At 75.4% G+C, this 23,106-nt stretch carries 21 protein-coding genes and 1 riboswitch; of the genes, 11 read left to right on the top strand and 10 right to left on the bottom strand.

Annotation, left to right across the window (positions count from 1 at the left end; all coding sequences use genetic code 11):
- Positions 1-70: 70 nt before the first annotated feature.
- A complete protein-coding gene (locus ACYVG5_RS10470; protein ID WP_222048783.1) occupies positions 71-301 on the top strand; it encodes a hypothetical protein in 231 nt (76 codons plus the stop codon).
- The gene (locus ACYVG5_RS10465) at positions 298-477 is read left to right on the top strand and encodes a hypothetical protein (RefSeq protein WP_222048782.1); all 180 of its coding nucleotides are present in this window, start codon (positions 298-300) and stop codon (positions 475-477) included. The genes ACYVG5_RS10470 and ACYVG5_RS10465 overlap by 4 nt, the downstream gene beginning before the upstream one ends.
- 48 nt (positions 478-525) lie before the next feature.
- On the opposite strand, the gene ACYVG5_RS10460 is transcribed toward ACYVG5_RS10465, so the two are convergent.
- The gene (locus ACYVG5_RS10460) at positions 526-1,854 is read right to left on the bottom strand and encodes a methyl-accepting chemotaxis protein (protein ID WP_460683160.1); all 1,329 of its coding nucleotides are present in this window, start codon (positions 1,852-1,854) and stop codon (positions 526-528) included.
- A 110-nt stretch (positions 1,855-1,964) separates the two neighbouring features.
- Between ACYVG5_RS10460 and ACYVG5_RS10455 the strand changes: the two genes are divergently transcribed.
- A complete protein-coding gene (locus ACYVG5_RS10455) occupies positions 1,965-2,891 on the top strand; it encodes a 3-methyladenine DNA glycosylase (RefSeq protein ID WP_246630290.1) in 927 nt (308 codons plus the stop codon).
- A gap of 31 nt (positions 2,892-2,922) precedes the next feature.
- A complete protein-coding gene (locus ACYVG5_RS10450) occupies positions 2,923-3,759 on the top strand; it encodes a tyrosine-protein phosphatase (RefSeq protein WP_222048781.1) in 837 nt (278 codons plus the stop codon).
- 71 nt (positions 3,760-3,830) lie between these two features.
- On the opposite strand, the gene ACYVG5_RS10445 is transcribed toward ACYVG5_RS10450, so the two are convergent.
- From ACYVG5_RS10445 to ACYVG5_RS10435, 3 genes are all read right to left on the bottom strand, one after another.
- Complete coding sequence (locus tag ACYVG5_RS10445) at positions 3,831-5,900, bottom strand: diguanylate cyclase domain-containing protein (RefSeq protein WP_222048780.1); 2,070 nt, start codon at positions 5,898-5,900, stop codon at positions 3,831-3,833.
- Between the two features lie 237 nt (positions 5,901-6,137).
- Positions 6,138-6,293 (bottom strand): hypothetical protein, encoded by a 156-nt coding sequence (locus ACYVG5_RS10440; protein WP_222048779.1) that lies wholly within the window; start codon positions 6,291-6,293, stop codon positions 6,138-6,140.
- Between the two features lie 165 nt (positions 6,294-6,458).
- Complete coding sequence (locus tag ACYVG5_RS10435; RefSeq protein WP_222048778.1) at positions 6,459-8,165, bottom strand: putative PEP-binding protein; 1,707 nt, start codon at positions 8,163-8,165, stop codon at positions 6,459-6,461.
- Positions 8,166-8,385: 220 nt separating this feature from the next.
- Between ACYVG5_RS10435 and ACYVG5_RS10430 the strand changes: the two genes are divergently transcribed.
- The 4 genes from ACYVG5_RS10430 to ACYVG5_RS10415 are packed head-to-tail and all read left to right on the top strand — an operon-like array spanning position 8,386 to position 12,605.
- Positions 8,386-9,153, top strand: coding sequence for a DeoR/GlpR family DNA-binding transcription regulator (locus ACYVG5_RS10430; protein ID WP_222048777.1), 768 nt, complete (start codon positions 8,386-8,388; stop codon positions 9,151-9,153).
- A complete protein-coding gene (locus tag ACYVG5_RS10425; RefSeq protein WP_460683159.1) occupies positions 9,150-10,175 on the top strand; it encodes a 1-phosphofructokinase family hexose kinase in 1,026 nt (341 codons plus the stop codon). Before ACYVG5_RS10430 ends, ACYVG5_RS10425 begins: the two co-directional genes overlap by 4 nt.
- Positions 10,176-10,192: 17 nt before the next feature.
- On the top strand, positions 10,193-12,301 hold the full coding sequence (locus tag ACYVG5_RS10420) for a PTS fructose transporter subunit IIABC (protein ID WP_222048776.1): 2,109 nt from the start codon (positions 10,193-10,195) through the stop codon (positions 12,299-12,301).
- A gap of 43 nt (positions 12,302-12,344) precedes the next feature.
- A complete protein-coding gene (locus ACYVG5_RS10415; protein ID WP_222048775.1) occupies positions 12,345-12,605 on the top strand; it encodes an HPr family phosphocarrier protein in 261 nt (86 codons plus the stop codon).
- A 74-nt stretch (positions 12,606-12,679) separates the two neighbouring features.
- On the opposite strand, the gene ACYVG5_RS10410 is transcribed toward ACYVG5_RS10415, so the two are convergent.
- From ACYVG5_RS10410 to pdhA, 3 genes are all read right to left on the bottom strand, one after another.
- Positions 12,680-14,179 (bottom strand): dihydrolipoamide acetyltransferase family protein, encoded by a 1,500-nt coding sequence (locus tag ACYVG5_RS10410; protein ID WP_222048774.1) that lies wholly within the window; start codon positions 14,177-14,179, stop codon positions 12,680-12,682.
- Positions 14,179-15,156: an alpha-ketoacid dehydrogenase subunit beta gene (locus tag ACYVG5_RS10405; RefSeq protein ID WP_222048773.1), complete on the bottom strand. Its 978-nt coding sequence runs from the start codon at positions 15,154-15,156 to the stop codon at positions 14,179-14,181. The genes ACYVG5_RS10410 and ACYVG5_RS10405 overlap by 1 nt, the downstream gene beginning before the upstream one ends.
- A 157-nt stretch (positions 15,157-15,313) precedes the next feature.
- Positions 15,314-16,453, bottom strand: coding sequence for a pyruvate dehydrogenase (acetyl-transferring) E1 component subunit alpha (gene pdhA, locus ACYVG5_RS10400; protein WP_222048886.1), 1,140 nt, complete (start codon positions 16,451-16,453; stop codon positions 15,314-15,316).
- Positions 16,454-16,663: 210 nt separating this feature from the next.
- Between pdhA and ACYVG5_RS10395 the strand changes: the two genes are divergently transcribed.
- Together ACYVG5_RS10395 and ACYVG5_RS10390 are read left to right on the top strand one after the other, a co-directional pair.
- Positions 16,664-17,164: an Lrp/AsnC family transcriptional regulator gene (locus tag ACYVG5_RS10395; protein ID WP_460683158.1), complete on the top strand. Its 501-nt coding sequence runs from the start codon at positions 16,664-16,666 to the stop codon at positions 17,162-17,164.
- Between the two features lie 146 nt (positions 17,165-17,310).
- Positions 17,311-17,829, top strand: coding sequence for a hypothetical protein (locus tag ACYVG5_RS10390; protein ID WP_222048885.1), 519 nt, complete (start codon positions 17,311-17,313; stop codon positions 17,827-17,829).
- A gap of 10 nt (positions 17,830-17,839) precedes the next feature.
- Here the strand turns inward: ACYVG5_RS10390 and ACYVG5_RS10385 are convergent, their stop codons facing one another.
- From ACYVG5_RS10385 to ACYVG5_RS10375, 3 genes are all read right to left on the bottom strand, one after another.
- The gene (locus ACYVG5_RS10385; protein WP_222048771.1) at positions 17,840-19,162 is read right to left on the bottom strand and encodes a serine hydrolase domain-containing protein; all 1,323 of its coding nucleotides are present in this window, start codon (positions 19,160-19,162) and stop codon (positions 17,840-17,842) included.
- A 9-nt stretch (positions 19,163-19,171) separates the two neighbouring features.
- Positions 19,172-19,513 (bottom strand): DUF3817 domain-containing protein, encoded by a 342-nt coding sequence (locus ACYVG5_RS10380; protein ID WP_222048770.1) that lies wholly within the window; start codon positions 19,511-19,513, stop codon positions 19,172-19,174.
- Between the two features lie 262 nt (positions 19,514-19,775).
- Positions 19,776-20,879, bottom strand: a complete 1,104-nt coding sequence (locus tag ACYVG5_RS10375) for a C40 family peptidase (protein ID WP_460683157.1) — start codon at positions 20,877-20,879, stop codon at positions 19,776-19,778.
- A 31-nt stretch (positions 20,880-20,910) separates the two neighbouring features.
- Positions 20,911-21,076: riboswitch (cyclic di-AMP (ydaO/yuaA leader) on the bottom strand.
- Between the two features lie 404 nt (positions 21,077-21,480).
- Between ACYVG5_RS10375 and ACYVG5_RS10370 the strand changes: the two genes are divergently transcribed.
- Positions 21,481-23,055: a phytoene desaturase family protein gene (locus ACYVG5_RS10370; RefSeq protein WP_222048884.1), complete on the top strand. Its 1,575-nt coding sequence runs from the start codon at positions 21,481-21,483 to the stop codon at positions 23,053-23,055.
- Positions 23,056-23,106 lie beyond the last annotated feature (51 nt).

Genomic DNA, 23,106 nt, shown 5'->3' with positions numbered 1-23,106 from the left:
GCCGTCGTGCGTGCATGGGGGCCGCCGGTCGCGGGCATGGCTGGAGCCGGACCGACGAGAGGACGAGCCGATGAGCGAGACCGGCGGCAGCGACCGCATCCAGCAGGACGTACCCACCGCCTCGGGGACCGGCGACAACAGCAGCACCGGGACCGACAGCTTCGACGACGTCCCGCTCACCGCCGACGAGGCGATCGCCCGGGACTCGGCGTCCGACGACGAGCAGCCCGCCCGCACCGGCACCGAGCCCTCGCTCGCCCAGCGCGCCGCACCCGACCCGACGTCCGAGGAGAACCCGTGAGCGAATCCGACCCGACCGGCTACTCCGAGTCCCCCGACACGGCAGACACCGACGAGAACCTGATCGACGGCAAGACCGGGGAGAACGTCAGCGACAAGGGTGCCGCGGACACCGTGCTGACCACCGACGACGCGGCCCAGCACGACGAGAGCGTGGCCCGGCCGGGCAACACCTGACCGGCGGGCCGGGGCGGTGTGCCGCCCCGGGCGCCGCCGCCCGGCGGCTCAGTCCTCGCGGACGATGCCGGACAGGTCGCTGGCCATCCGGGTCGCCTCCCGGGAGGCACCGCACATCGCCGCCTGCGCCTCGGCGGTGGAGCTGTTCTGCTCCTGGACGGCGGCAGCGATGGTCGACTGGCTCTCCACCACCCCGGCGATGATCTCCTGGATGCTGGCCAGCGCCGCGCCGGCCGCGCCGACGTCGGCGCGCACGGCGTCGACGACCCCGCGGATCCGCTCGGTGGCCCGGGCGGTCTCGGTCGCGAGGTCCTTGACCTCGCCGGCCACCACGGCGAACCCGCGGCCGGCCTCCCCGGCGCGGGCCGACTCGATGGTGGCGTTGAGCGCGAGCAGGTTGGTCTGGTCGGCGATGCCCGAGATGCTCCCGGCGATCTGGTCGATCTCGGCCATCGTCCCGGCGAGCCGCTCGATCGTGGCCGCGCTGCCGCGGGACTGCACGCTGGCCTCCTGCGCGGTGCTGCTGGCCCGGCTGGCCGCCGCGGAGATCTCCTCGATCGCCGAGCGCAGGCCCTCCATGACCGACGTCGCCGTCGACACGTTCTCGTCCAGGCGACGGCCGGCACCCTCCAGCGCGGCCAGTCGCTGCGCCATACCGGCGGCCCGCTCCTCGCGGGCGCGCAGCCGCCGCGCCTCCTCCTCGGCCACGGCGGCGCGCTCGGCGGCGAGCTCGGCCTCGGCCTGCACCTGGGCGGCCTGCTGCTGCTCGGCGAGGGCCTGCTGGGCGGCGCGGGCGCGCTCGGCCTCCTCGGTGAACTTCCAGCCGTAGGCCAGGAAGACCGCCTCGGCCAGCAGGAACGCCGCGTGCAGCCCTGCGAAGAGCACCGGGGCGTGCTGCGCCTCATGGGTGGAGAACACCGACATCGGCATCCAGAGGCTCATCGCCGCGTGGTGGACGGCGACGAACGCGACGGCGAGCAGGAACGGCGTCCAGTTCTGGTACAGCGCGACCATCGCCAGCAGCACGTAGAACCAGATGTGCAGGTCGGTCAGGCCGCCGCCGACGTGCACCAGCACGTCGGCGCCGATCATCAGCCCGAGGCTCACCGCGCTGCCGCGCGCCGCCTGGCCGGAGAACAGCTGCCCGGCCAGGAGCAGCACGACCATGACGGCCAGCTGGCCCCACAGCAGCAGGCCGCCGACGTCCCGGATGACACCGATCGCGGCCAGCACCGGCAGGTGCGCGGCCAGCACCACCGAGATCACCCGGTGGCGGGCACGGAAGGCCGGCTCCTCCAGCGGCACCGTGCGCGGGATGCGGGAACCGCGGGCAGCGGGCCGGACGTTCTCGGCGGCCGCGTGTGCAATCGATGTCACACCCGGTACATCGGCATGGGTCGTGGGCAACTGGACCCGAATCCCCCCGCCGGGGGGCGGTCGTACCGGCCTATTCTGATCCGGTGCGCACCGGCCACCGCGATCTCACCGTGGCCGTGACAGAGGCCGTGGCCGTGACGGGGGCCGTGGCGGAGGCGGACTGGACGGCGCGGGACGCCGCCCACCGACGGCAGGTGGACCGCTGGGTGCGGCCGCACCAGCAGCGTCGCCGCGCGGGGCGCACGCACCCGGTCCTGGACTTCCTGTTCACCTACTACTCCCACCCGCCCGGCCGGCTCCGGCGCTGGCACCCGGGCCGGGGCACGGTCCTGCTGGGCGAGGCCGCGCGCGAGCGGCTGAGCTGGCCGTTCCACACCGAGCTGACGGCGGTGGACGACGCCGGCCGGGAGGGAACCGGGGTCGCCCTCGACGTCCCGGCCTTCCTCCAGCAGCGGCGGGACACCGTCGCCTGGATCGCCGAGCTGCTGTCGGCCACGGCCGGGCGGCCGGCGTCGTTCGGGTGCTTCGGGCTGCACGAATGGGCCATGGCCTACCGGCCGGACGACGGCGCGGTGCGGCACGACGCCGTTCCGCTGCGGCTGGGTGCGGCCGGCACCGCCGCGGTGGTCGACCGCGCCCGCGTGCAGTGCAGCCACGTCGACGCCTTCCGGTTCTTCACCCCCCGCGCGCGGCCGCTCAACACCCTGCAACCCACCCGGGACACCCAGGTGCAGCTGGAGCAGCCGGGCTGCTTGCACGCCACGATGGACCTGTACAAGTGGGCCTACAAGCTCGCCCCGGCGACTCCCGGCGAGCTGGTCGGCGACTGCTTCGAGCTCGCGGCGGACGTGCGGGAGATGGACATGCGGGCCTCCCCGTACGACCTGGCCGACCTCGGTTACCCGCCGGTGCGGATCGAGACTGCCGAGGGCAGGGCCGAGTACGTCGCGGCGCAGCGCGGGTTCGCCGCGCGCGGCGCCGTGCTGCGCGCCCGGCTGCTGGCCGTGTGCGAGGGCCTGCTCGCCTGCTCACGCTGAACCGGGGCCGCCGCCGTCGTACCGTCGCGGGGTGACCTCGATCCGCACCGGCCGCTGGGTTCCGCTGCAGGGGACGGCGAACACCCGTGACCTCGGTGGCCTGCCGACCCGGGACGGCGGCAAGACGGTGCACGGCCGGGTGCTGCGCAGTGACAACCTGCAGAGCCTCAGCCCGGCCGACGTCGACCGTCTGGTCGGCGGGCTCGGGCTGACCGACGTCGTCGACCTGCGCACCACCGCGGAGATCCTGCTCGAGGGCCGCGGGCCGCTGCGCGACGTCGCGACGGTGACCCACCGGCACTTCACCCTGCTTCCCGAGCGCGGCCGGCGCACCGACGTCTTCGCCGGCGAGGAGGACGACGAGGAGGTGCGCAGCCGGCTGCCCGCCGACTGGGGCGAGTCGCTGCTGCCCCGGCAGACCGCCCCCGGCGCCGAGGACGAGCCGCCGGCGGTCCGGGCCTACCTGGGCTACCTGGTCGACGGCCGGGACAACGTGCTCGCCGCCCTGCGTGCGCTCACCGCCGGGACGGGGGCCGCCGTGGTGCACTGCGCGGCGGGCAAGGACCGCACCGGGGTGGTCTCCGCCCTGGCCCTGGCGGTCGCCGACGTCGAGCCCGCGGCGATCGTCGCCGACTACGCGCTGACCGCGGAGGTGATCGACGCGCTGGTGGCCCGGCTCGCGACCAGCCCCACCTACGCCGCGGACATGACCACCCGCGACGTCGCCACCCACACGCCGCGGGCCGAGACGATGCGCCGGGTGCTGGAGGTGCTCGAGGAACGGCACGGCGGGCCGGTCGGCTGGCTGACCGAGCACGGCTTCGGCGCCGGCGAGCAGGCCGCGCTGCGTGCGCGGCTGCGGACCTGAGGAAGGCCCCTCCGGCCCCCCACCACTCGCAGGCTCGCGGCGGGACCCTGCAGGAGGGCCAGCTGGCCGGGTCAGCGCGGCAGGTCGTCGCGCCGGCGGTCGGCGTGCTTGGCGCGGTACATGGCAGCGTCGGCCTCGCTGAGCAGCCGTTCGCCCGTGCGGTCGGTGTCCGGGTCGGCGTGCAGGGCCAGGCCGATGCTGGCCCGCACGGCCACCGGCGAGCCGGCCAGCCGGAACGGCTCGGCGAAGCAGCCGGCGACCCGCTCGGCCAGCCCCTCGGCGTGCCCGAGGTCGGTGACGTCGGGCAGGAGCAGGACGAACTCGTCGCCGCTGAGCCGTCCGACGGTGTCCCCGGGGCGGACGACGGCGCGCAGCCGGGCGGCCACCTGCCGCAGCAGTTCGTCACCGGCGGCGTGCCCGAGGCCGTCGTTGACCGCCTTGAACCGGTCGAGGTCGCAGAACAGCACGGCGAGCGGCGCCTCCGGGCCGGCGGCCTCCAGGTGCGCCTCCAGGCGCCGGGCCACCAGCACCCGGTTCGGCAGCCCGGTGAGGGCGTCGTGCAGGGCCTGGTGCTGGACGGTCTCCAGCAGCCGCGCCTTCTCCAGCGCGGTCGCCGCCTGGTCGCCCACGCCGCGTAGCCGGGCCAGGACGTCGCCGTCCAGCTGGGACGGGGCCTGGCCCTGCTGCCAGCATGCGGTGGCCACGCCCAGGAAGGCGCCGCCGGCGACCAGCGGGACGGCGATGACGTCGGTCACCTCCAGTGCGTCCAGGAGCGCGCGCAGGGCCGGGCTGGCGCGGTCCGCGGTCAGCACCCGCGGCTCCCGGTCGGTCAGCATGCCGACCAGCTCGGGAGTGTCTTCCGGCCGGAGCGGGTGGTCGAGGAAGAACGCGTGCCGCTCATCGTCCAGCCCGGTCGACGACCGGGCCTGCAGGCAGCCGTGGGAGGGGTTCCAGAGCATGACCGAGCCGCTGGTGCAGCCGATCACCCGGGGCAGCGCACGGGCCACCACGTCACACACCCCGTCGGCACCGGCCGAGCCGGCCAGCTCGTGGGCGAGCTCCAGGAGCGCCGCGGACCGGGCGCCCTGGCTGCGGGTCTCCTCGAGCGCGATCAACAGGTCCAGCGCCGCAGCGGCATGGCCTGCGTAGGCGGACAGGAGGAAGCCCTCATCGCCCGCGCCGCGGAGCTCGACGCGGTAGACCGCGGCCAGCCGGCCGTGCATCCGGCGGGACGAGGCGACGTCCACGACGATTGCGTGCGCGCCGAGGTCCCGCCCGTCGAGCAGCGCCGCGGCCAGGTCCTGCGCCTCGGCGTCCGAGAGACCCGCGCTGTGCACGAGCGGCGGGCCACCGGCCGGCGGGTGGATGGCGAGCACGTACGCCGGCGCGAGGACGGCCTGCGCCGCGCGCGCCACGATCCTGTCCAGCACCGTGTCGAGGTCGTCGCTGGTGACCAGGTCGGTGGCCGCGGACTGGAGGGCCCGGACCTGCTCGCGCAGCGCGGTGAGCTCGGTGTCGGCGGCGTTCCGCCGGTGCCGGCGCCACGGCAGCCGGGACCGCGGCTCCCAGGTCAGGTGGTACAGGCAGGTGGGATGCCCGTCGGACTCGCACTCGTCGTGCACGATGCGGGCCGGCGGGAGCCCGAAGACCGACGGGACCGACGTCAGCAGGCCCTGGGCGTACTGGCAGTCCAGCCGGGAGTGCTCGTAGGCCGGGTGCAGCCTCATGCTGACCGTGGCGTGCGTGACCCCGGAGTCCAGGACCTCCATCGTGGAGGTGGTCGAGAACTTGAGCACCGCGCCGGGCAGCTGGCGGACGACCTGCCGCGGCGAGCCCATCGCCCGCACCACCAGGACGACGGACGGCGACATCCCCCGGGCCAGGGCGGTGGCGCCGACCTGGAACATCGTCCGGGGGTCGCCGAGCACCTCGGTGGCCGCGGCGAAGAGCCGGATTCGGGTGTCGTAGCTCGTCCAGTTCGCCGGGTCCAGCAGGTCCACCTCGCCGTGCGGCACCCCGGCCCGGCGGATGGTCTCGGCGACCGCGTCGTCCCCGGCCGCGGCCCGGACGTACCGCAGCAGCCCGGCCGTCGTGGCCGAGGAGGTCTCCCGCGCGACGGACGGCGCGGCGGTGCCGGTCATGCCGGGTGCCGGCTGCGGGTCGGGGCGGAGGTGCTCACGTCCTCGTCATCGGCGCGTCGGGAGGGCCGGCTGAGCGCCACCGGCCCCGGACCCACCCGTTGGGGTGCCCCGCACGGCAGACGCCCCCGGTCTCCGTCGTGGAGGCCGGGGGCGGGTGTCGTCCGGGCACGTCCCTGCCGGCCCCCTCCAGCGGTTCGCCCCGAGCCTGTGCGGGGGTGCGGAGGAGGGGGTCCTGCTTCAGCGCGGGGCGGGGCCGAACGGGGTGCTGTTCGCCAGGGTCAGCAGCTCGTCGCGCATCGCGGGGCTGCTGGTGCGGGCCACGGCGAGGTCCAGGGCCCGCCGGGTACGCGCCGCCTGCCGACGGGCTCGCCAGCTGGAGGTCACGCTGCTCATGTCATGCCTTCTCTCGTCGGTACATCCGGTGATGCATCTGCAGTAAAGCAGGCTGCGCGTCGAATATTCCGACGAAACAAGGGGTCCACCAGTGATGTGACCGACGGATCACTTGTCCATACGGCTGCACACCCGTGGATTCGTCACATGTCGCGTACCCGCCGCTCAGCCGGCCAGCGCCGCCCGCGCCGCCAGCCGGGCCGCGCTCGGGTCGGCGGCCGCGAGCGCGGCCCGGGCCGCCCGGCGGCAGTCGGCCAGGTCGACGGTGGCGAGTTTGGCGCCGACCCCGGCGACCGAGCCGGCCGCACAGGACAGCGACGTCACGCCCATGCCCACCAGCACGCAGGCGAGCAGCGGATCGGCCGCGGCCTCGCCGCAGACGCCGACCGGCTTGCCGGCCCGCTCCCCCGCCGCCGCGGTGGCACGAACCAGGGCGAGCAGGGCCGGCTGCCAGGGATCGGTCAGGTCGGCGAGCTCGGCGGAGAGCCGGTCGGCGGCCAGCGTGTACTGCGAGAGGTCGTTGGTCCCGATCGACAGGAAGTCCAGGTGCTCCAGGAAGCGGTCGGCCAGCAACGCCACCGACGGCACCTCCACCATGACGCCGGGCACCAGACCGCGCGCCCGGACGGCGGCGGCGAAGTCCGCGGCCTCGGCCACGGTGGCGACCATCGGGGCCATCACCCACGGCGTGGCGCCGGTGGACCGGGCCGCCTGCGCCACGGCATCCAGCTGACGGGTCAGCAGGCCCGGGTCGCGGCGGGCCACCCGCACCCCCCGGACACCCAGGGCCGGGTTGGCCTCGTCCGGCGGGGTGGCGAAGGCCAGCGGCTTGTCCGAGCCGGCATCCAGGGTGCGCAGCACCACCTTGCCGCCCGGGAAGGCGGCGAACACCTCGGCGTACCCGGCGGCCTGCTCGTCGACCGGGGGCTCCGTGGCGTGCCCGAAGAAGGCGAGCTCGGTGCGCAGCAGGCCGACCCCCTCGGCATGGGCCGCAGCCGCGGCGCGGGCACCGACGCCGTCCTGCACGTTGGCCAGCACCTGGACCGGGTGCCCGTCGCGGGTCGAGCCGGGGCCGCGATAGCTCGCCAGGGCCGCAGTGACCGCCTGCGCCTCGGCCACCCGGGCGCGGGCCGCGACCGGTTCCGGATCGACGGTGACCGTGCCCCGCTCACCGTCGACCAGGACCAGCGCACCGGACGGCACGTCGCCGAGCCCACCGACCCCGACCACGCAGGGCAGCCCCAGCTGGCGGGCGATGATCGCGGTGTGGCTGGTCGCCCCGCCGAGCCGGGTGGCCAGCGCGACGATCCGGGCCGGATCGAGCCCGGCGGTGTCGGCCGGGGCCAGGTCGTCGGCCAGCAGGACCGACGGCGTCTCCGGCGCCGGCACCCCCGGCTCGCCCTGGCCGGTCAGCTCGGCGACGATCCGGTCGCGGACGTCGCGGACGTCGGTGGCCCGCTCGGCCATCACCCCGCCCAGGCCGGTGAACAGCTCCACGAACTGCTGGGCGGCGCCCACCGTGGCCACCGCGGCGGAGGCGCCGGCGTCGATCCGCTGCTCGACGGCCGACAGCAGCCCCCGGTCGGTGGCCAGCTGGGCGGTGGACGACAGCACCTCCGCACTGACGCCGGTGGCGGCCGCCGCCCGCGCGGCCAGCCGCCGGGCGACCGCCCCGGCGGCGGCGGCGAACCGGTCGCGCTCCACCGGGCGGTCGGCCTCGGCGACCGGCGCGGCACCCCCCTCCGGGAGCCGGACCGCGCCGGCCGGCCGGACCACCGGGCCGACCGCCACGCCGGGCACCACCGGGGTGCCGGCGAACACCGCCGGCCCGGCGAGGATGTCGGGCGCCGTGCTTGAGGTGGGAGATGACATGGCGTGCCTCGCTGTCTGACTCGTACCCGGATGCCCCGGGAGGACGGTCCACCCGCTCGCGCGGTGGTGGCAGCCGGGATGCACCCCGGCATGCGATTCGGTGACCAGAGTCACCAGTTCCGCTTGACTTGTCAACATGAAACAACGTAGAACAACACAAGGCAACGCCGTTCCCCACAGAAACGGGTGCCGGCGCAGCGCCACAGCGAACGGAGGCGCCATGTACGCCGAGGAACGTCAGCAGGCCATCGCCGGCCTCGTCACCGACCGCGGGCGGGTGGCGGTCACGGCCGTGGCCGAGCGGTTCGGCGTGACCACCGAGACGGTCCGTCGCGACCTCGCCGTCCTCGAGCGCGCCGGCCTGCTGCGCCGGGTGCACGGCGGCGCCGTTCCGGCGGGGCTGCTCACCGTCGCCGAGCCCGGGCTGGGAGAACGCAGTGGCGCCCGCACCGAGCAGAAGCGGCGGATCGCCGCGGCCGCGCTGGACCTCGTACCCGGGGTCCACGGCAGCCTCCTGCTCGACGGCGGCACCACCACCGCCGCGCTGGCCGACCTCCTGCCCGCCCACCGGCAGCTGCTCGCCGCCACCAACTCGGTGCCCATCGCCGCCCGGCTGTCGGCCGCCGCCGGCGTCGAGCTGCACATGCTCGGCGGGCGGGTCCGCGGCGTCACGCAGACCGCGGTCGGCGAGACCACCGTGCGCGGGCTGGCCGAGCTGCGCGTCGACGTGGTCTTCCTCGGCGCCAACGGGATCAGCGCCGGACACGGCTTCTCCACTCCCGACGAGCGCGAGGCGGCGGTCAAGCGGGCCATGGTCCGGGCGGGTCAGCGGGTCGTCGTGCTGGCCGACAGCAGCAAGCTCGGCCGCGAGCACCTGGTCCGCTTCGCCGCGCTCGGCGACGTCGACGTCCTGGTGACCGACGCGGACGCCGGCCCCGACGTGCTGGCCGACCTGGAGGAACAGGGCGTCGAGGTGGTGGTGGCGTGATCACCCGCGCGCCGGTCGTCACGCTGACCGCCAACCCGAGCCTGGACCGCACGCTCGCCCTGCCCGGGCCGCTGCACCGCGGCGGCGTCGCCCGGCTCGGGCCCAGCCGCACCGAGCCCGGCGGCAAGGGCGTCAACGTCGCCCGCGCGGTGGCCGCGGCCGGGATCCCCGTCGTCCCGGTGCTGCCGGCCGACGGCGCCGACCCGATCGTCGCCGCGCTGCAGGCCCTCGGCCTGCCGCTGGTGACCGTTCCGGTCGGCGCTCCGGTGCGCACCAACTACACGCTCACCGAGCCCGACGGCACCACCACCAAGCTCAACGAGCCCGGCGCCCCGCTGACCGCCGGCACCCGGGCCGCGCTGGCCGCGGCGGTCCGGGAGCACGCCGACCCGGCCGGCTGGATCGCGCTGTCCGGCTCGCTGCCCCCGGGCACCCCGGACGGCTGGTACGCCGACCTCGTCCGCACGCTGCGCGCGACCGGCGCCCGGATCGCCGTGGACACCTCGGAGGCCCCGCTGCTGGCGCTGCTGGCCGCCGGCCCGGACGCCGCCCCCGACCTGCTCAAGCCCAACACCGAGGAGCTGGCCCAGCTGGCCGGCACCACCGAGGCCGAGCTGTCCGCCGACCCGGTCGCGCTGCTGGCCGCGGTCGACTCGCTGCACTCCCGGGGCGTCGGTCAGGTGCTGCTCACCCTCGGCGCCGACGGCGCGCTGCTGTCCACCGGGGACGGCGAGCGCTGGTCGGCCCGGCCACCCCGGATCACGGTGCGCAGCACCGTCGGCGCGGGCGACAGCAGCCTCGCCGGGTTCCTGCTCGCCGAGCTGGCCGGCGCCGGCCCGGCCGACCGGTTGCGCACCGCGGTGGCCTACGGCTCCGGCAGCGCCGCGCTGCCGGGATCCGCCGTCCCGACGCCCGAGCAGGTCGACGTCTCCGCCGTCCACGTCCGGCCCGGCGACGACGCCGTGACCACCCCGTCCGCACTCCTCGGCGCCCGCCCGGTCGCCGGCACCGACCCCCGATGACCCAGGGAGACCCGTCCATGTCCGCACTCATCACCACCTCGCTGGTGGCGATCGACGCCGACCTCGGCCGCGACAAGAGCGACGTCGTCGGCCGGCTGGCCGGGCTGGTCGCCGACGCCGGCCGGGCCACCGCCGCCGAGGCGCTGCGCGCCGATGCCATGGCCCGCGAGGCGAAGGCGGCCACCGGGCTCCCCGGCGGCATCGCCATCCCGCACTGCCGGTCCGGCGCGGTCACCCAGGCGTCGCTGGCCTTCGCCCGGCTCTCCCCGCCGGTCGACTTCGGCGCTCCCGACGGGCCGGCCGACCTGGCCTTCCTCATCGCCGCCCCCGAGCACGGCGACGCCGACCACCTCACCCTGCTCACCGCGCTGGCCCGGGCCCTGGTGCGGCCGGAGTTCGTCGCGTCGCTGCGGGCGGCGGCATCGGCCGAGGAGGTGGTGGCGCTGGTGGAGGAGGTCGTCTCCCCCGCCCCTGTTTCCGCGGTCGCCCCCGCCGGTGCGCCGGTGGCCGCGGCCCCTGCGCCGGCGGTGGAGGCCCCCCAGCGCAGCATCGTCGCGGTCAGCGCCTGCCCGACCGGCATCGCGCACACCTACATGGCCGCGGACAAGCTGACCGCCGCCGCCCGAGAGATGGGCGTCGACCTGCAGGTGGAGACCCAGGGCTCGGCGGGGTCCACCCCGCTGGACCCGTCGGTGATCAGCCAGGCCGACGCGGTGATCTTCGCCGTGGACGTCGGCGTCACGGACCAGCAGCGCTTCGCCGGCAAGCCCGTCGTCCAGTCGGGCACCAAGCGGGCGATGAACGAGCCCGGGGTGATGATCCGCGAGGCGCTGGCCGCCGCCGACGATCCGAACGGCCGCCGGGTGCCCGGCTCCGCCACGACCGGCGGCGCGACCGCCCCTGCCGGTGGCAGGCCGTCGCTGGGCGGCGAGATCCGGCGGTGGCTGCTGACCGGCGTCAGCTACATGATCCCGTTCGTCGCGGCCGGCGGGCTGCTCATCGCGCTGGGCTTCCTGCTCGGCGGGTACCAGATCGTCAACCCCGACCCGGACGCCGAGGGTCTGAGCTACGCCGCCAACTGGGCGCTGAACAACACCTTCTTCGACCTGCCCGGCGCCGCTCCGACGGAAGGGCTCAACGACGGCCTGCTCGGCTACCTGGGCGCGCTGTGCACCGTGCTCGGCCAGGCGGCCTTCGGCTTCCTCGTTCCGGCACTGGCCGGCTACATCGCCTACGCGATCGCCGACCGGCCCGGCATCGTCCCCGGCTTCGTCGTCGGTGCCGTGTCGCTCACCGTGGGCGCCGGCTTCCTCGGTGGCCTGGTCGGCGGCATCATCGCCGGCTTCGCCGCACGCTGGATCAGCCGCTGGAAGCTGCCCACCTGGGCCCGCGGCCTGCAGCCCGTCGTGATCATCCCGCTGCTCGCCACGCTGATCTCCAGTGGCCTGATGGTCATCGCCCTCGGCCGTCCGCTGGCCGCCGCCCTCACCGGCCTCGGCAACTTCCTCAACGGCCTGACCGGCACCTCGGCGGTCCTGCTCGGGGTCATCCTCGGACTGATGATGTGCTTCGACCTCGGCGGTCCGGTCAACAAGGCCGCCTACGTCTTCGCCACCACCGGGCTGACCGCGGCCGCCACCGGCGGCTCGCTGGTGATCATGGCCACGGTCATGGCCGCGGGCATGGTGCCGCCGCTGGCGATGGCCATCTCCAGCACGATCCTGCGGCCGAAGCTGTACACCCCGGCCGAGCGGGACAACGGCAAGGCCGCCTGGCTGCTGGGTGCCTCGTTCATCTCCGAGGGCGCCATCCCGTTCGCCGCGGCCGACCCGCTGCGGGTCATCCCCTCGATGATGCTCGGCGGGGCCACCACCGGTGCGATCGTCGCCGGCCTGGGGATCGAGCTGCGCGCCCCGCACGGCGGGGTCTTCGTGTTCTTCGCGATGAGCAACGCCGTGCTGTTCCTCCTGGCCGTGCTCGTCGGGGCGGTCGTCGGTGGCGTCGCGGTGACCCTCGCCAAGAGCATCGGCCGCACCACGGCCGGCAGCGCTCCCGAGGACGCCGTCGACCTCGCGCACGCCCACACCGGCACTCCCGCCCGCCCGGCAGGCACCGCCGTCGCCTGACCGGCAGGCTCAGCCCCGCACCGACTACCAGGAAGAGGCACTCATGCCCAGCACCACCGTGACCGTCGGCTCCACCGTCGGCCTGCACGCCCGCCCTGCCGGGCTCATCGCCGAGGCCGTCACCAAGGCCGGCGTGCCCGTCACCCTGGCCACGGCCGGCGGCACGGCCGTGGACGCCGGATCGCCACTGATGATCATGACACTGGGCGCCAAGCAGGGCACCGAGGTCACCGTCACCAGCGACGACGAGACGGTCCTCACCCGGATCGCGGACCTGGTCGCCGCCGATCTGGATGCCGACTGAAGAAGGACCCCGCTGCCCCCCGCCACTCGCAAGCTCGCGGCGGGACCCTGCAGCGGGGCCGCGCGCCGTCGCGTTCACCAGGCCCAGACGTTGCCCGGATCGTGCAGCAGTGCGCCGACGTCGGCGAGGAACCGGGAGCCCAGTTCCCCGTCGATGACCCGGTGGTCGAACGACAGCGCCAGGGTGGTCACCTGCCGGGGCCGCACCTTGCCCCGGTGCACCCACGGCATCGCCCGCACCGTGCCGAACGCCAGGATCGCCGACTCGCCGGGGTTGAGGATCGGCGTCCCGGTGTCGACGCCGAACACCCCGACGTTGGTGATGGTGATCGTTCCGCCGGCCATGTCGGCCGGGGCGGTGCGGCCCTCCCGCGCCGTGCTGGTCAGCGCGGTGAGCGCCGCGGCCAGCTCGGGCAGGGTCAGCCGAGCGGCGTCCTTCACGTTCGGGACGACCAGGCCCCGCGGTGTGGCGGCCGCGATCCCGAGGTTCACCTGCCCCTTCAGCACGATCTCCTGGGCCGCGTCGTCCCAGGAGCTGTTGACCATCGGGTGCCGGCGGGCGGCCAGCACCACCGCCCGGGCGACGAACAGCAGCGGGCTCACCGTGAGCCCGGCGAACTCCGGCCGCTCGGCCAGCCGGCCGCGCAGCTTCATCATCCGGGTGACGTCGACGGTCAGGAACTCGGTGACGTGCGGCGCGGTGAACGCGCTGGCCACCATCGCCGCCGCGGTGTGCTTCCGCACCCCCTTGATCGGCACCCGCGTCTCCCCCGGGCTCTCGGTACCGGAAGCCCGCTCCGGGGTGGGTGCGGCGGGGGCCGCCAGGGCGGCGTCGACATCGGCGCGGGTGATGACGCCGCCCGGCCCGCTGCCGGGGACGGTGGCCAGGTCGACGCCGAGGTCCTTGGCGTACTTGCGCACCGGCGGCTTGGCCAGCGGGCGCAGCGCGCCCCGGCCGGGGTCGCGGGCGACGGACGTCGCAGCCTCGGCCGCGGCGGCCGCGGCGGCGTTCGCCTCCGCGGCCCGGCCGACCTCCAGGCCGCCGTGCCGGACCGGCTTGGTGGTGGCATCGGGCGCGGTCGCCAGCAGCGGCGGCCGATCGGGGCCCGAGCCGTGGTCGGCCTCCGCGGGCGCCTGCGGTGCGGTGGCCCGGGCGGCGACGGCGGTTCCGGACCGGCGCGGACGGCGCTTGGCCTCGGTGGTGCGCGGGCCGTAGCCGACCAGCACCGAGGTGCGGCCACCGGGCGCCGGGCCACCGATCAGGCCGGCCTCGACCGCCTCCTCGGCCGGCGCGGACGCCGGCGGCGCCGCTGCCGGTGCCGGCCCGTCCCCGCCGACGTCGATGGTGATGATCGGCGCGCCGACGTCGACCGTCGTCCCGACCTCGTGCAGCAGTTCGGTGACCGTGCCGGCGAACGGGCTGGGCAGCTCGACGGCGGCCTTGGCCGTCTCCACCTCGCACAGCGGCTGGTTCACCGTGACGGTGTCGCCCACCGCGACCAGCCAGGAGAGGATCTCGCCCTCGGTGAGGCCCTCGCCGACGTCGGGCAGCGTGAACTGGCGCAGCCGGCCCATCAGAACGCCAGCGAACGGTCGACGGCGTCGAGCACCCGGTCCAGGTCGGGCAGGTACTCCTCCTCGAGCTTGGACGGCGGGTACGGGGTGTCGTACCCGCCGACCCGCAGCACCGGCGCCTCCAGGGAGTGGAAGCAGGTCTCGGCGACCCGGGCGGCGATCTCCGCGCCCAACCCCAGGGTCAGCGGCGCCTCGTGCACGACGACGCAGCGGCCGGTGCGGCGCACCGACTCGAAGACCGGGTCGAGGTCCAGCGGCGACAGCGTGCGCAGGTCGACCACCTCCAGCGAGCGGCCCTCCTCGGCGGCGGCCTCGGCGGCCTGCAGCGCCGTCTTCACCATCGGTCCGTAGGCCAGCAGGGTCACGTCGTCGCCGCCGCGGACCACCCGGGAGGCGAACAGCGGCCCGGGAGCGGCGTCCAGGTCGACCTCGGCCTTCTCCCAGTACCGCCGCTTGGGCTCCAGGAAGATGACCGGATCGGGCGAGGCGATGGCCTGCTGGATGCCCCAGTAGGCGTCGACCGGGTTGGAGACGGCGACCACCTTGAGCCCGGCGGTGTGCGCGAAGTACGCCTCGGGGCTCTCGCTGTGGTGCTCGACCGCGCCGATGCCGCCGCCGAAGGGGATCCGGACGACGATGGGCATCGGCAGCTTGCCGCGCGAGCGGTTGTGGATCTTGGCCACCTGGGTGACCAGCTGGTTGTAGGCGGGGAACACGAACCCGTCGAACTGGATCTCGCACACCGGGCGGTAGCCGCGCATCGCCAGGCCGACCGCGGTACCCAGGATGCCGGCCTCGGCCAGCGGGGTGTCCACGACGCGGTCCTCGCCGAAGTCCTTCTGCAGCCCGTCGGTGATCCGGAAGACCCCGCCGAGCCGGCCGATGTCCTCGCCCATCAGCAGGACCTTCGGGTCGTCCTCCATCGCCCGGCGCAGGCCGAGGTTGAGCGCCTTGCCCAGGGCCAGCTTCTGCGTCATGACTCGACTCCGGTCTCGTTCCGCTCCTCGGTCGACAGCACGGGTCGCCTCCGCGGTCGTTCCGCTCCTCGCTCGCTGGCGCTCGCTGCGATGCTCGCTCCCTGTCGGCTCCCGGCATCTCCCTGCGATGCTCGCTCGACCGTCGCCTTCGTGGCGCTCACTCCCCCGCCTCCTCGAAGCCCTCGTGGTATGCCACGAACTCGGCCCGCTGCCGGGCGAGCTCCGGGGTCTGCTCGGCGTAGACAGAGTCGAAGATCTCCGTGCCGGCCGGCGCGGGCATCTCCACCGTGCCCTTCCTGATCCGGGCGGCCAGCTCGTCCCCCTCGGCGTCCACGCCGTCGAAGAACGCCGCGTCGGCGATGCCGCTGCGGGACAGGTAGGCCTTGAGCCGGGCGATCGGGTCGCGCAGCTTCCACTGCTCCAGCTCGCCGCCCAGCCGGTAGCGGGTGGGGTCGTCGGAGGTGGTGTGCGCGCCCATCCGGTAGGTGAAGGCCTCGATGAAGGTCGGGCCCTGCCCCTCGCGGGCGGCCGCCAGCGCGGCCCGGGTGACGGCCAGGACGGCGAGCACGTCGTTGCCGTCGACCCGCACGCCCGGAAAGCCGAAGCCGGCCGCCCGCTGGTACAGCGGGACCCGGGACTGCCGCTCGATCGGCACGCTGATCGCGTACTGGTTGTTCTGGCAGAAGAAGACGACCGGGGCGCTGAAGGCCGCGGCCCAGATCATCGCCTCGTTCACCTCGCCCTGGCTGGTCGCGCCGTCGCCGAGGAAGGCCAGCGCGGCGTGCTCGGCGCCGTCGCGCTGGAGGGCCATGGCATAGCCGGTCGCGTGCAGGCACTGCGCGCCGATGACCACCGTGTAGAGGTTGAGTCCGGCCGCGATCGGGTCCCAGCCGCCCATGTCGACGCCCCGGAACAGGCTGATGACGTGCAGCGGGTCGACGCCGCGGGTCCAGGCGACGCCGTGCTCGCGGTAGGTGGGGAAGGCCATGTCGCCGGCCTCCATGGCCCGGCCGGCACCCACCTGGGCGGCCTCCTGACCGAGCAGGGAGGCCCAGATGCCCAGCTCGCCCTGCCGTTGCAGCGCGGTCGCCTCGACGTCCCAGCGGCGGACCAGGGCCAGGTCCCGGTACACGGCGCGCAGCTCGTCGTCGGAGACGTCGATCGAGTACTCGGGGTGCTCGACCCGCTCGCCCTCGGGCGTGAGCAACTGGACCAGATCCGGTTGGCCGGGCAGGTGGGGGGCCTGGGCCCCGGGTACCGGGTCGACCACCTCGGTGGCCTGCTGGAGCGCCGTCATGCCGATCTCCTCGCCGTCTCCCGGCCCGGGGTCACCGGGCACCGGTCATGGACGTCCTGGGCGCCGGGGTGTGGCACCGCTCACACCATGGTGACACGCACGAGCGCCCTGTGGAGAAGATCACTCCTCCCGCGAAGTGCACAACACCCCGTCCAGGAACTGAGCAGGATGCTCGGTCGGAGCCCCAGTCGACGTGGCAGACTGAGCGCCGTGCCCGCTGCCGGCGATCAACTGGATGCCACCGACGCACGCCTGCTGCTGGCCCTCTCCCGCGACCCGCGGACGACCGTGCTGGCGCTCTCGCAGCAACTCGGCCTGGCCCGCAACACCGTGCAGGGGCGGCTGGCCCGGCTGGAGGCCGGCGGGGCGCTGGCACCCTTCGAGCGCCGGGTGCGGCCCGAGGCGCTGGGATACCGGCTGGGCGCCTACGTCACCGTGCAGGTCGTGCAGCGCAGCCTCACCGACGTCAGCGCCGCGCTCGCCCAGATCCCGGAGGTCCTGGAGGTCACCGGGCTGTCCGGGGTGGCCGACCTGCTCGTCCAGGTCGTCGCGGTGGACGCCGACGACCTCTGGCGGATCTCCGAGCAGGTGCTGGCTCTCCCCGGCGTGCAGCGCACCGACACCAACCTGGCGCTGCGCCGCTTCGTCGACCACCGGATGACCCCGCTGCTGGAGCGCGCCGCCGGGTCGGCGCCCGCTGCCGGTGAGTGACCCGGCCGGCGTCGTCAACCTGCTCGGCGAGCAAGGGCCCGCTATCGGCCCCTTCCAGCCCAGGTGTGGCCGCTGAGCGGGCAACGCCCGGCCCACCGACGGACCGGCTCCGTTTGCCCGGCGACGAGGTGCGGGTAGACCCCGGCATGGCCAAGCGGACACCGGTGGGCACCTTCGGCAAGGGACGACGGGGGATCAGCACCCCCGGCTGGGCACTGCGCGGAGCGGCGGCCGGCGCGGCCGGCTCGACGGCGCTCAACGCGGTCACCTACCTGGACATGGCCGTCCGCGGCCGCGGCACCAGCTCCACGCCCGAGCAGACCGTCGAGGCGCTCGCCGCGAAGGCACACCTCCCGATCCCCGGCGAGGGCGATACCCGCGACAACCGGGTGCAGGGGCTCGGCCCGCTCACCGGGCTGGCGGCCGGGGTGGGAGTCGGCGTCCTGGTCGGGCTGGCGCGCGCCACGGGCTTCCGCTCCCAGCCGCTGGTCGGGACGCTGCTCACCACCGCCGGCGTGCTGGTCGCGGCCAACGGCCCGATGACCGTCCTGGGCATCACCGACCCGCGCACCTGGTCGGCGACCGCCTGGATCAGCGACCTGGTGCCGCACCTGGCCTACGGCGCGGTGGTGAAGACGACGATGGACGCGTTCGACCGGCTCTGAGCCCGTCCGGTCAGCGCCAGCCGGCCTCGTCCACGCCCCCGGGCACGGGAGCCGCAGGGTCGTAGGGCGTACGGGTGAAGACGAAGGTGGCCAGGTCCAGGTGGTCGGGCGCGATCTGCAGCGTCTCGCCCGCGTAGTAGCCGTCCAGCCCCACCCAGGTGCCGTCGGCCCGCGGCGAGAACCGGCTGGCCCGCCCGGTGCGCCCCGGCAGCGGGCCCAGGTGCAGCAGCCCACCGGCCGAGGCGCGCAGCACGTGCGGCGCCGGCCCCCAAAACCAGACGCCGAGCAGATCCAGCGCCACCGGCGCGGACGACGGCGTCCAGGCCTCGACCACCCGCGGCTCGGCGGCCCGCAGATCGGCCAACAGACCGGGGACGAGCGGCTCGACACCGCTGGTGGTGTTGGTCATCATCACGCCACCGGTCTGCTCGGCCCGGTCCACGAACACCCCGGCCAGGAAGCCCGGCATCGAGCCGCCGTGCCCGACCAGCGTCTGCCCGTCGACCCGCAGCACCTGCAATCCCAGCCCGTAGGCCGACCAGCCCGGCGCGGCGGAGTCGACGCCGGCCGGCACGGTCATCTCCTCCAGCGTCGCCGGCGAGAGCACGTCACCGGTGTCGCCGAGCAGGAAGGCGGCGAACCGGCCCAGGTCGGCCAGGGTCGCCCACAGCTGGCCGGCGGCGGCCATCGCGCCGGCGTCGTGCTCCGGTTCGGACAGGACGACGTCGGCCCACGGGTGGACGGCGGCGCCCGAGGCCGCGGCGCCGGCCGGGCGGGGCGTCGTCCGGGTCATCCCCAGCGGCGCGAGCACCTCCGCGCCGACCACCTCCGCCCACGGCCGGCCACGGTGCCGGGCGACGAGCTCGCCGAGCAGGCCGAATCCGAGGTTGGAGTAGTGGAACCGGCGGGCCGCCCCGAGCACCACGTCGGCGGCACCGAGGCGCAGCTCCTCGAGCGAGCCGCCGGGCACCCGCTCCCACCAGCCGCCGGGGCTCTCCGAGGTGGCACCGGCCAGGTGGGACAGCAGGTGGCCGACGGTCCGGTCGCCCAGCGGGGTGCCGGGCAGGTGCCGCTCCAGCGGGTCGTCGAGGTCGAGCCGGCCCTCGTCGCGCAGCCGGAGCACCGCCACCGCCGTCACGGTCTTGCTGATCGACCCGATGCGGTACTGCACGTCGGTGTGCGGGTCGGCGACCGCGCCACGGCCGGCGGACCAGGCCAGCCCGCCGTCCCGGACCACGCCGGCGACCAGGCTGGGCGCCCGGCCCTCCCGCTGCACGCGGGCGGTGCGGGCCAGCAGCGTGCGGGCGGTGGTGGGCAGCACCGGGTCGGCCATCCCGCGAGGCTATCCAGCCACCGGCGCGGCCCCCGCGGCCGGCAGCCGGCCGGTGCGCTGCGCCCAGCGCTCGAACCACACGGTGGTGAACGGCGGCACCGAGGCCGCCAGCGCGAGCAGCGCCGTCCCCGGCGACCAGCGCAGCACCCGCCAGGTCAGCAGGGTGACCGCGACGTAGGCGACGAACACCGCACCGTGGATCGGGCCGGCCACCTGCACGCCGACCTCCGAGGTGCCCAGCACCCACTTGACGAACATGCCGGCCAGCAGCAGGGCCCAGGAGACGGCCTCGGCCACGGCGACCACGCGGAAGGCACCGGCGACGGTGCGGGGCTCGGTCAGGGAGCTCATCGGTTCCTCAGGTGTCGGGGGCGACGGGGTGACTCCGACGATCCTGCCCGGTAGGGCTGTGTGACGTGGCTCGCGTCCGGTGCAGGTCGTCGCGGTCGGGACGCGGCCGTGCCCCGGCCGCCGAGAGGCGGTCGGGGCACGGCCATTCGTTGGAACGGCCCGGTTCAGCGGCTCGCCGCGAGCCTGCGAACGGGAGTGGTGCGGCCTCCCTGCAGGGTCCCGCCGCGAGCGTGCGAGCGGTGGGGGGCAGGAAGGTCCTTCCTCAGCCGGCGATCCGGCGCATGGCGGTGATGCTGCCCATGACGTCGATGCTGACCACCTTCACCACGGAACCCGACGTCGGGGCGTGCACCATCTGGCCGTTGCCGATGTAGATGCCGATGTGGCTCACCGGGCTGTAGAAGGCGATCAGGTCGCCCGGCTGCAGCTCGGCGCGGGACACGGCCCGGCCCATCGTGGCCTGGATCCGGCTGGAGTGCGGCACGGAGATCCCGGCGGCCTTGTAGGCGTACTGCACCAGGCCGGAGCAGTCGAACGAGCCTGGCCCGGCGGCGGCCCAGACGTAGGGCGCGCCGCGCTTGCCCATGGCGGCGTTCACCGCGGTACCGGCCGCCGAGCTGCTGGCCACCACCGGGGCGGACGGCGCCGGCACGGAGCCGCCGCGCGTGGACCGGCTGGCGGCGGGCGCCTCGCGGTCGGTGCGGTCGATGGCGGTCGAGCGGGCCGCGGCAGCGGCGTGCGCCTGCTCGGCGAGCTGCCGCGCCCGCTCCCGCTCCTGCGCGCTGAGCCGGTCGTACTGGGCCTGGTACTCGGCGATCTGCGACTGCAGGTCGGCCTGCTGGGCCGCCACCCGGTCGAGCTGGGCCGTGGCCTCGGCGGCGGCCCGGTCGGCGGCCGCCTTGCTCGTCGCGGCCGTCTCGGTGGCCTGCTGGGCCGCCCCGAGGATGCCGTTGTTGTGCTGGGCGATGGTGTCCAGCGTGCCGATCCGGTCGAGCAGCTCGTCGGTGGACTCGCTGGTCAGCATCGCCTGGAGGGTGCTCAGCTGGTCGCCGGTGTAGGCGCTGCGGGCCACCTCGCGGACCTTGTTCCGGGCCTCGGCGACGGCGGCGTCCGCGGCGGCGACGTCCTCGGCGGCCTTCGTGGCGGCGGCCTGCTGGGCCTCGAGCTGCACGCGGGCGTCGTTGAACTTCTCGGTGACGACCTCGAGGTCGTGCCCGCGGGCGGCGACGAGGGCCGCGGCCTCCTGGGAGGTGCCCGGCGTTTCGGGAACGGCGTGCGCGGTTAGGGGAGAGAGCGCGACACCGGTGGCGGCGACGAGGGTGACGAGCACCCGTCGGCCGGTGAAGACCCGGCGGCGGGCAGGCATGCGGGAACTCGCCATGTTCGGCGGGTGTTTCCTTTCTTCCACGTGCCGCCTACCGAGTTAGCTGACGGGTTCGGGCGGGAAGACGCCCGGCATCCCGGCTCGGTCGAGCCGGGGTGCTTCACCCCAGTACTGCGGTGGGTCCCCGGTCCATCTGGCCAGCAGGGAGCACTGGCACGGTGGTTCGGCGGCGCCCGGTCGGTTGTCACCCGGTAGGTGACGGAACGACCCGTCCGGACGGGCCGACGATAGGGCCGTGATGCGCTTGTGACAAACGGCGCGGGTCACTTTGTGCAGAAACTCCGGGGGTGCGCCGCGACACGCTCACCGTGAGTGACAGGCTCGCCGGGTACGGGGATGGCACGGCGCGAGTTCCCCCTCGGGCTGCTCCGTCGGATGGCCGACACGCGACCTGACCTGGCGCTCGAAGCCTGCCCCGACTGTCGGCCGGCGAGGCCGAGGCGCATGCCGTGCACCCCCGGTGCAGGCCCTCCGGCACTCCCCCCGCAGGCCCGGGGTGTGGCGATCTGCACAGCGGTGCCGGGGCGCAGCCCGGGTGGGGTCTGCTGCAGCGGGTCGGGCCGGGCACGGGACGATGACCCGCATGCCGAGCCCCTCGTCCTCCGCCGGAACCGCGGCCCGGTACGACGTCGTCGTCGTCGGCGGCGGGCACAACGGCCTGGTCGCGGCCGCCTACCTGGCCCGGGCCGGCCGGTCGGTGCTGGTGCTCGAGCGGCTGGACACCCTCGGCGGCGCCGCGGTGAGCAGCCGGGTGTTCCCGGGGGTCGACGTCCGGCTGTCGGCGTACTCCTACCTGGTCAGCCTGCTGCCCGACCGGATCGTCAGCGACCTGGCGCTGCCGCTGCGGCTGGTCGACCGGGCAGTGGCCTCGTACACGCCGGTGCGGCGCGGCGGGCGCGACACCGGGCTGCTCGTCGAGCGCGCGGAGGGCCCGGCGACGGCGGCCTCGTTCCGCGACCTCACCGGCTCCGATACCGAGTTCGCCGGCTGGCAACGGTTCTACGGCCGGCTGAGCACCCTCGCCGAGGACCTCGCCCCCACCCTCACCGAGCCACTGCCCACGCGGGCCGAGCTGGCCGGCCGGCTGCGCGACCCCCAGCTGTGGCACGACCTGCGCGAGCGCCCGCTGGCCGACGTGGTGGGTGAGCACCTGACCGACGACGTCGTCCGGGGCATGGCGCTGACCGACGGGCTGATCGGCACCGCCGCCGACCTGCACGCCGCCGACGGCCTGGCCGGGCGCTGCTTCCTCTACCACCTGGTCGGCAACGGCACCGGCCGCTGGCGGGTGCCGGTCGGCGGGATGGGCGCGGTCAGCGGGGCGCTGGCCACCGCGGCCCGCGCCGCCGGCGCCGAGCTGCGCACCGGGGCCACCGTGACCGCTCTCGAGACGCGCAGCGACGGCGTCACCGTGCACTGGACCGACGCCGGCGGAGGAGAGCACGCCGCCGACGCCGGGCACGTGGTTGCCGGCTGCGCACCCCCCGTGCTCGCCGCGCTGCTGGGCGACCCGCCGGGCACCCGTCCCTCCGGCTCGCAGCTGAAGATCAACATGGTTCTGCGCCGGTTGCCGGCGCTGCGCTCGGGCGCCGACCCGGCCACCGTCTTCGCCGGGACCGCCCACGTCGACGAGGCCGCCGGCCAGCTCGACGCCGCGTACGCCCGGTCGCGGGCCGGCTCGCTGCCCGACGTCATCCCGTTCGAGGTGTACTGCCACTCGCTCACCGACCCCTCGATCGTCGGCGACACCGGGCTGCACACGCTCACCCTGTTCGGCCTGCACACCCCGGCCGAGCTGTTCGCCGCCGACAACGCCGGCACCCGCGACGAGGCGGTGCGCCGCGTCCTCGCCCAGCTCGACGCGCACCTGGCCGAGCCGCTGACCGACTGCCTCGCGCTGGACGCCGACGGGCGGCCCTGCCTGCAGGCGTCCTCACCGCTGGACGTCGAAGCGGCGCTGGCGATGCCGGGCGGGCACATCTTCCACGGCGACCTGTCCTGGCCGGTGGCCGACGACCCCGCGCAGGCCGGCACCTGGGGCGTCGCGACGGCGTGGCCGCGGATCGTGGCCGCCTCCTCCGGCGGGACCGTGCGCGGCGGTGCGGTCAGCGGGCTGGGCGGGTTCGCCGCCGCGCAGCACCTGCTCGGCCGAGGTTGACCGCGGGCTCCCGACGGGCGGGACCGGTCCGCACCTGGTGGCATGGGCCGG

The organism is Modestobacter lapidis, assembly GCF_054780755.1.
Note: the sequence above shows the minus strand (reverse complement) of the source record. Positions and strands in the feature narration are given on the sequence as shown.

Excerpts from the sequence above, each read along its gene's own strand:
- ACYVG5_RS10420 (WP_222048776.1), top strand. The coding sequence starts at position 10,193 with ATGTCCGCACTCATCACCACCTCGCTGGTGGCGATCGACGCCGACCTC.
- ACYVG5_RS10370 (WP_222048884.1), top strand. The coding sequence starts at position 21,481 with ATGCCGAGCCCCTCGTCCTCCGCCGGAACCGCGGCCCGGTACGACGTC.
- ACYVG5_RS10470 (WP_222048783.1), top strand. The coding sequence starts at position 71 with ATGAGCGAGACCGGCGGCAGCGACCGCATCCAGCAGGACGTACCCACC.
- ACYVG5_RS10390 (WP_222048885.1), top strand. The coding sequence starts at position 17,311 with ATGGCCAAGCGGACACCGGTGGGCACCTTCGGCAAGGGACGACGGGGG.
- ACYVG5_RS10405 (WP_222048773.1), bottom strand. The coding sequence starts at position 15,156 with ATGACGCAGAAGCTGGCCCTGGGCAAGGCGCTCAACCTCGGCCTGCGC.
- ACYVG5_RS10410 (WP_222048774.1), bottom strand. The coding sequence starts at position 14,179 with ATGGGCCGGCTGCGCCAGTTCACGCTGCCCGACGTCGGCGAGGGCCTC.
- ACYVG5_RS10385 (WP_222048771.1), bottom strand. The coding sequence starts at position 19,162 with ATGGCCGACCCGGTGCTGCCCACCACCGCCCGCACGCTGCTGGCCCGC.
- ACYVG5_RS10380 (WP_222048770.1), bottom strand. The coding sequence starts at position 19,513 with ATGAGCTCCCTGACCGAGCCCCGCACCGTCGCCGGTGCCTTCCGCGTG.
- ACYVG5_RS10445 (WP_222048780.1), bottom strand. The coding sequence starts at position 5,900 with ATGACCGGCACCGCCGCGCCGTCCGTCGCGCGGGAGACCTCCTCGGCC.
- ACYVG5_RS10415 (WP_222048775.1), top strand. The coding sequence starts at position 12,345 with ATGCCCAGCACCACCGTGACCGTCGGCTCCACCGTCGGCCTGCACGCC.
- ACYVG5_RS10435 (WP_222048778.1), bottom strand. The coding sequence starts at position 8,165 with ATGTCATCTCCCACCTCAAGCACGGCGCCCGACATCCTCGCCGGGCCG.
- pdhA (WP_222048886.1), bottom strand. The coding sequence starts at position 16,453 with ATGACGGCGCTCCAGCAGGCCACCGAGGTGGTCGACCCGGTACCCGGG.
- ACYVG5_RS10440 (WP_222048779.1), bottom strand. The coding sequence starts at position 6,293 with ATGAGCAGCGTGACCTCCAGCTGGCGAGCCCGTCGGCAGGCGGCGCGT.
- ACYVG5_RS10375 (WP_460683157.1), bottom strand. The coding sequence starts at position 20,879 with ATGCCTGCCCGCCGCCGGGTCTTCACCGGCCGACGGGTGCTCGTCACC.
- ACYVG5_RS10430 (WP_222048777.1), top strand. The coding sequence starts at position 8,386 with ATGTACGCCGAGGAACGTCAGCAGGCCATCGCCGGCCTCGTCACCGAC.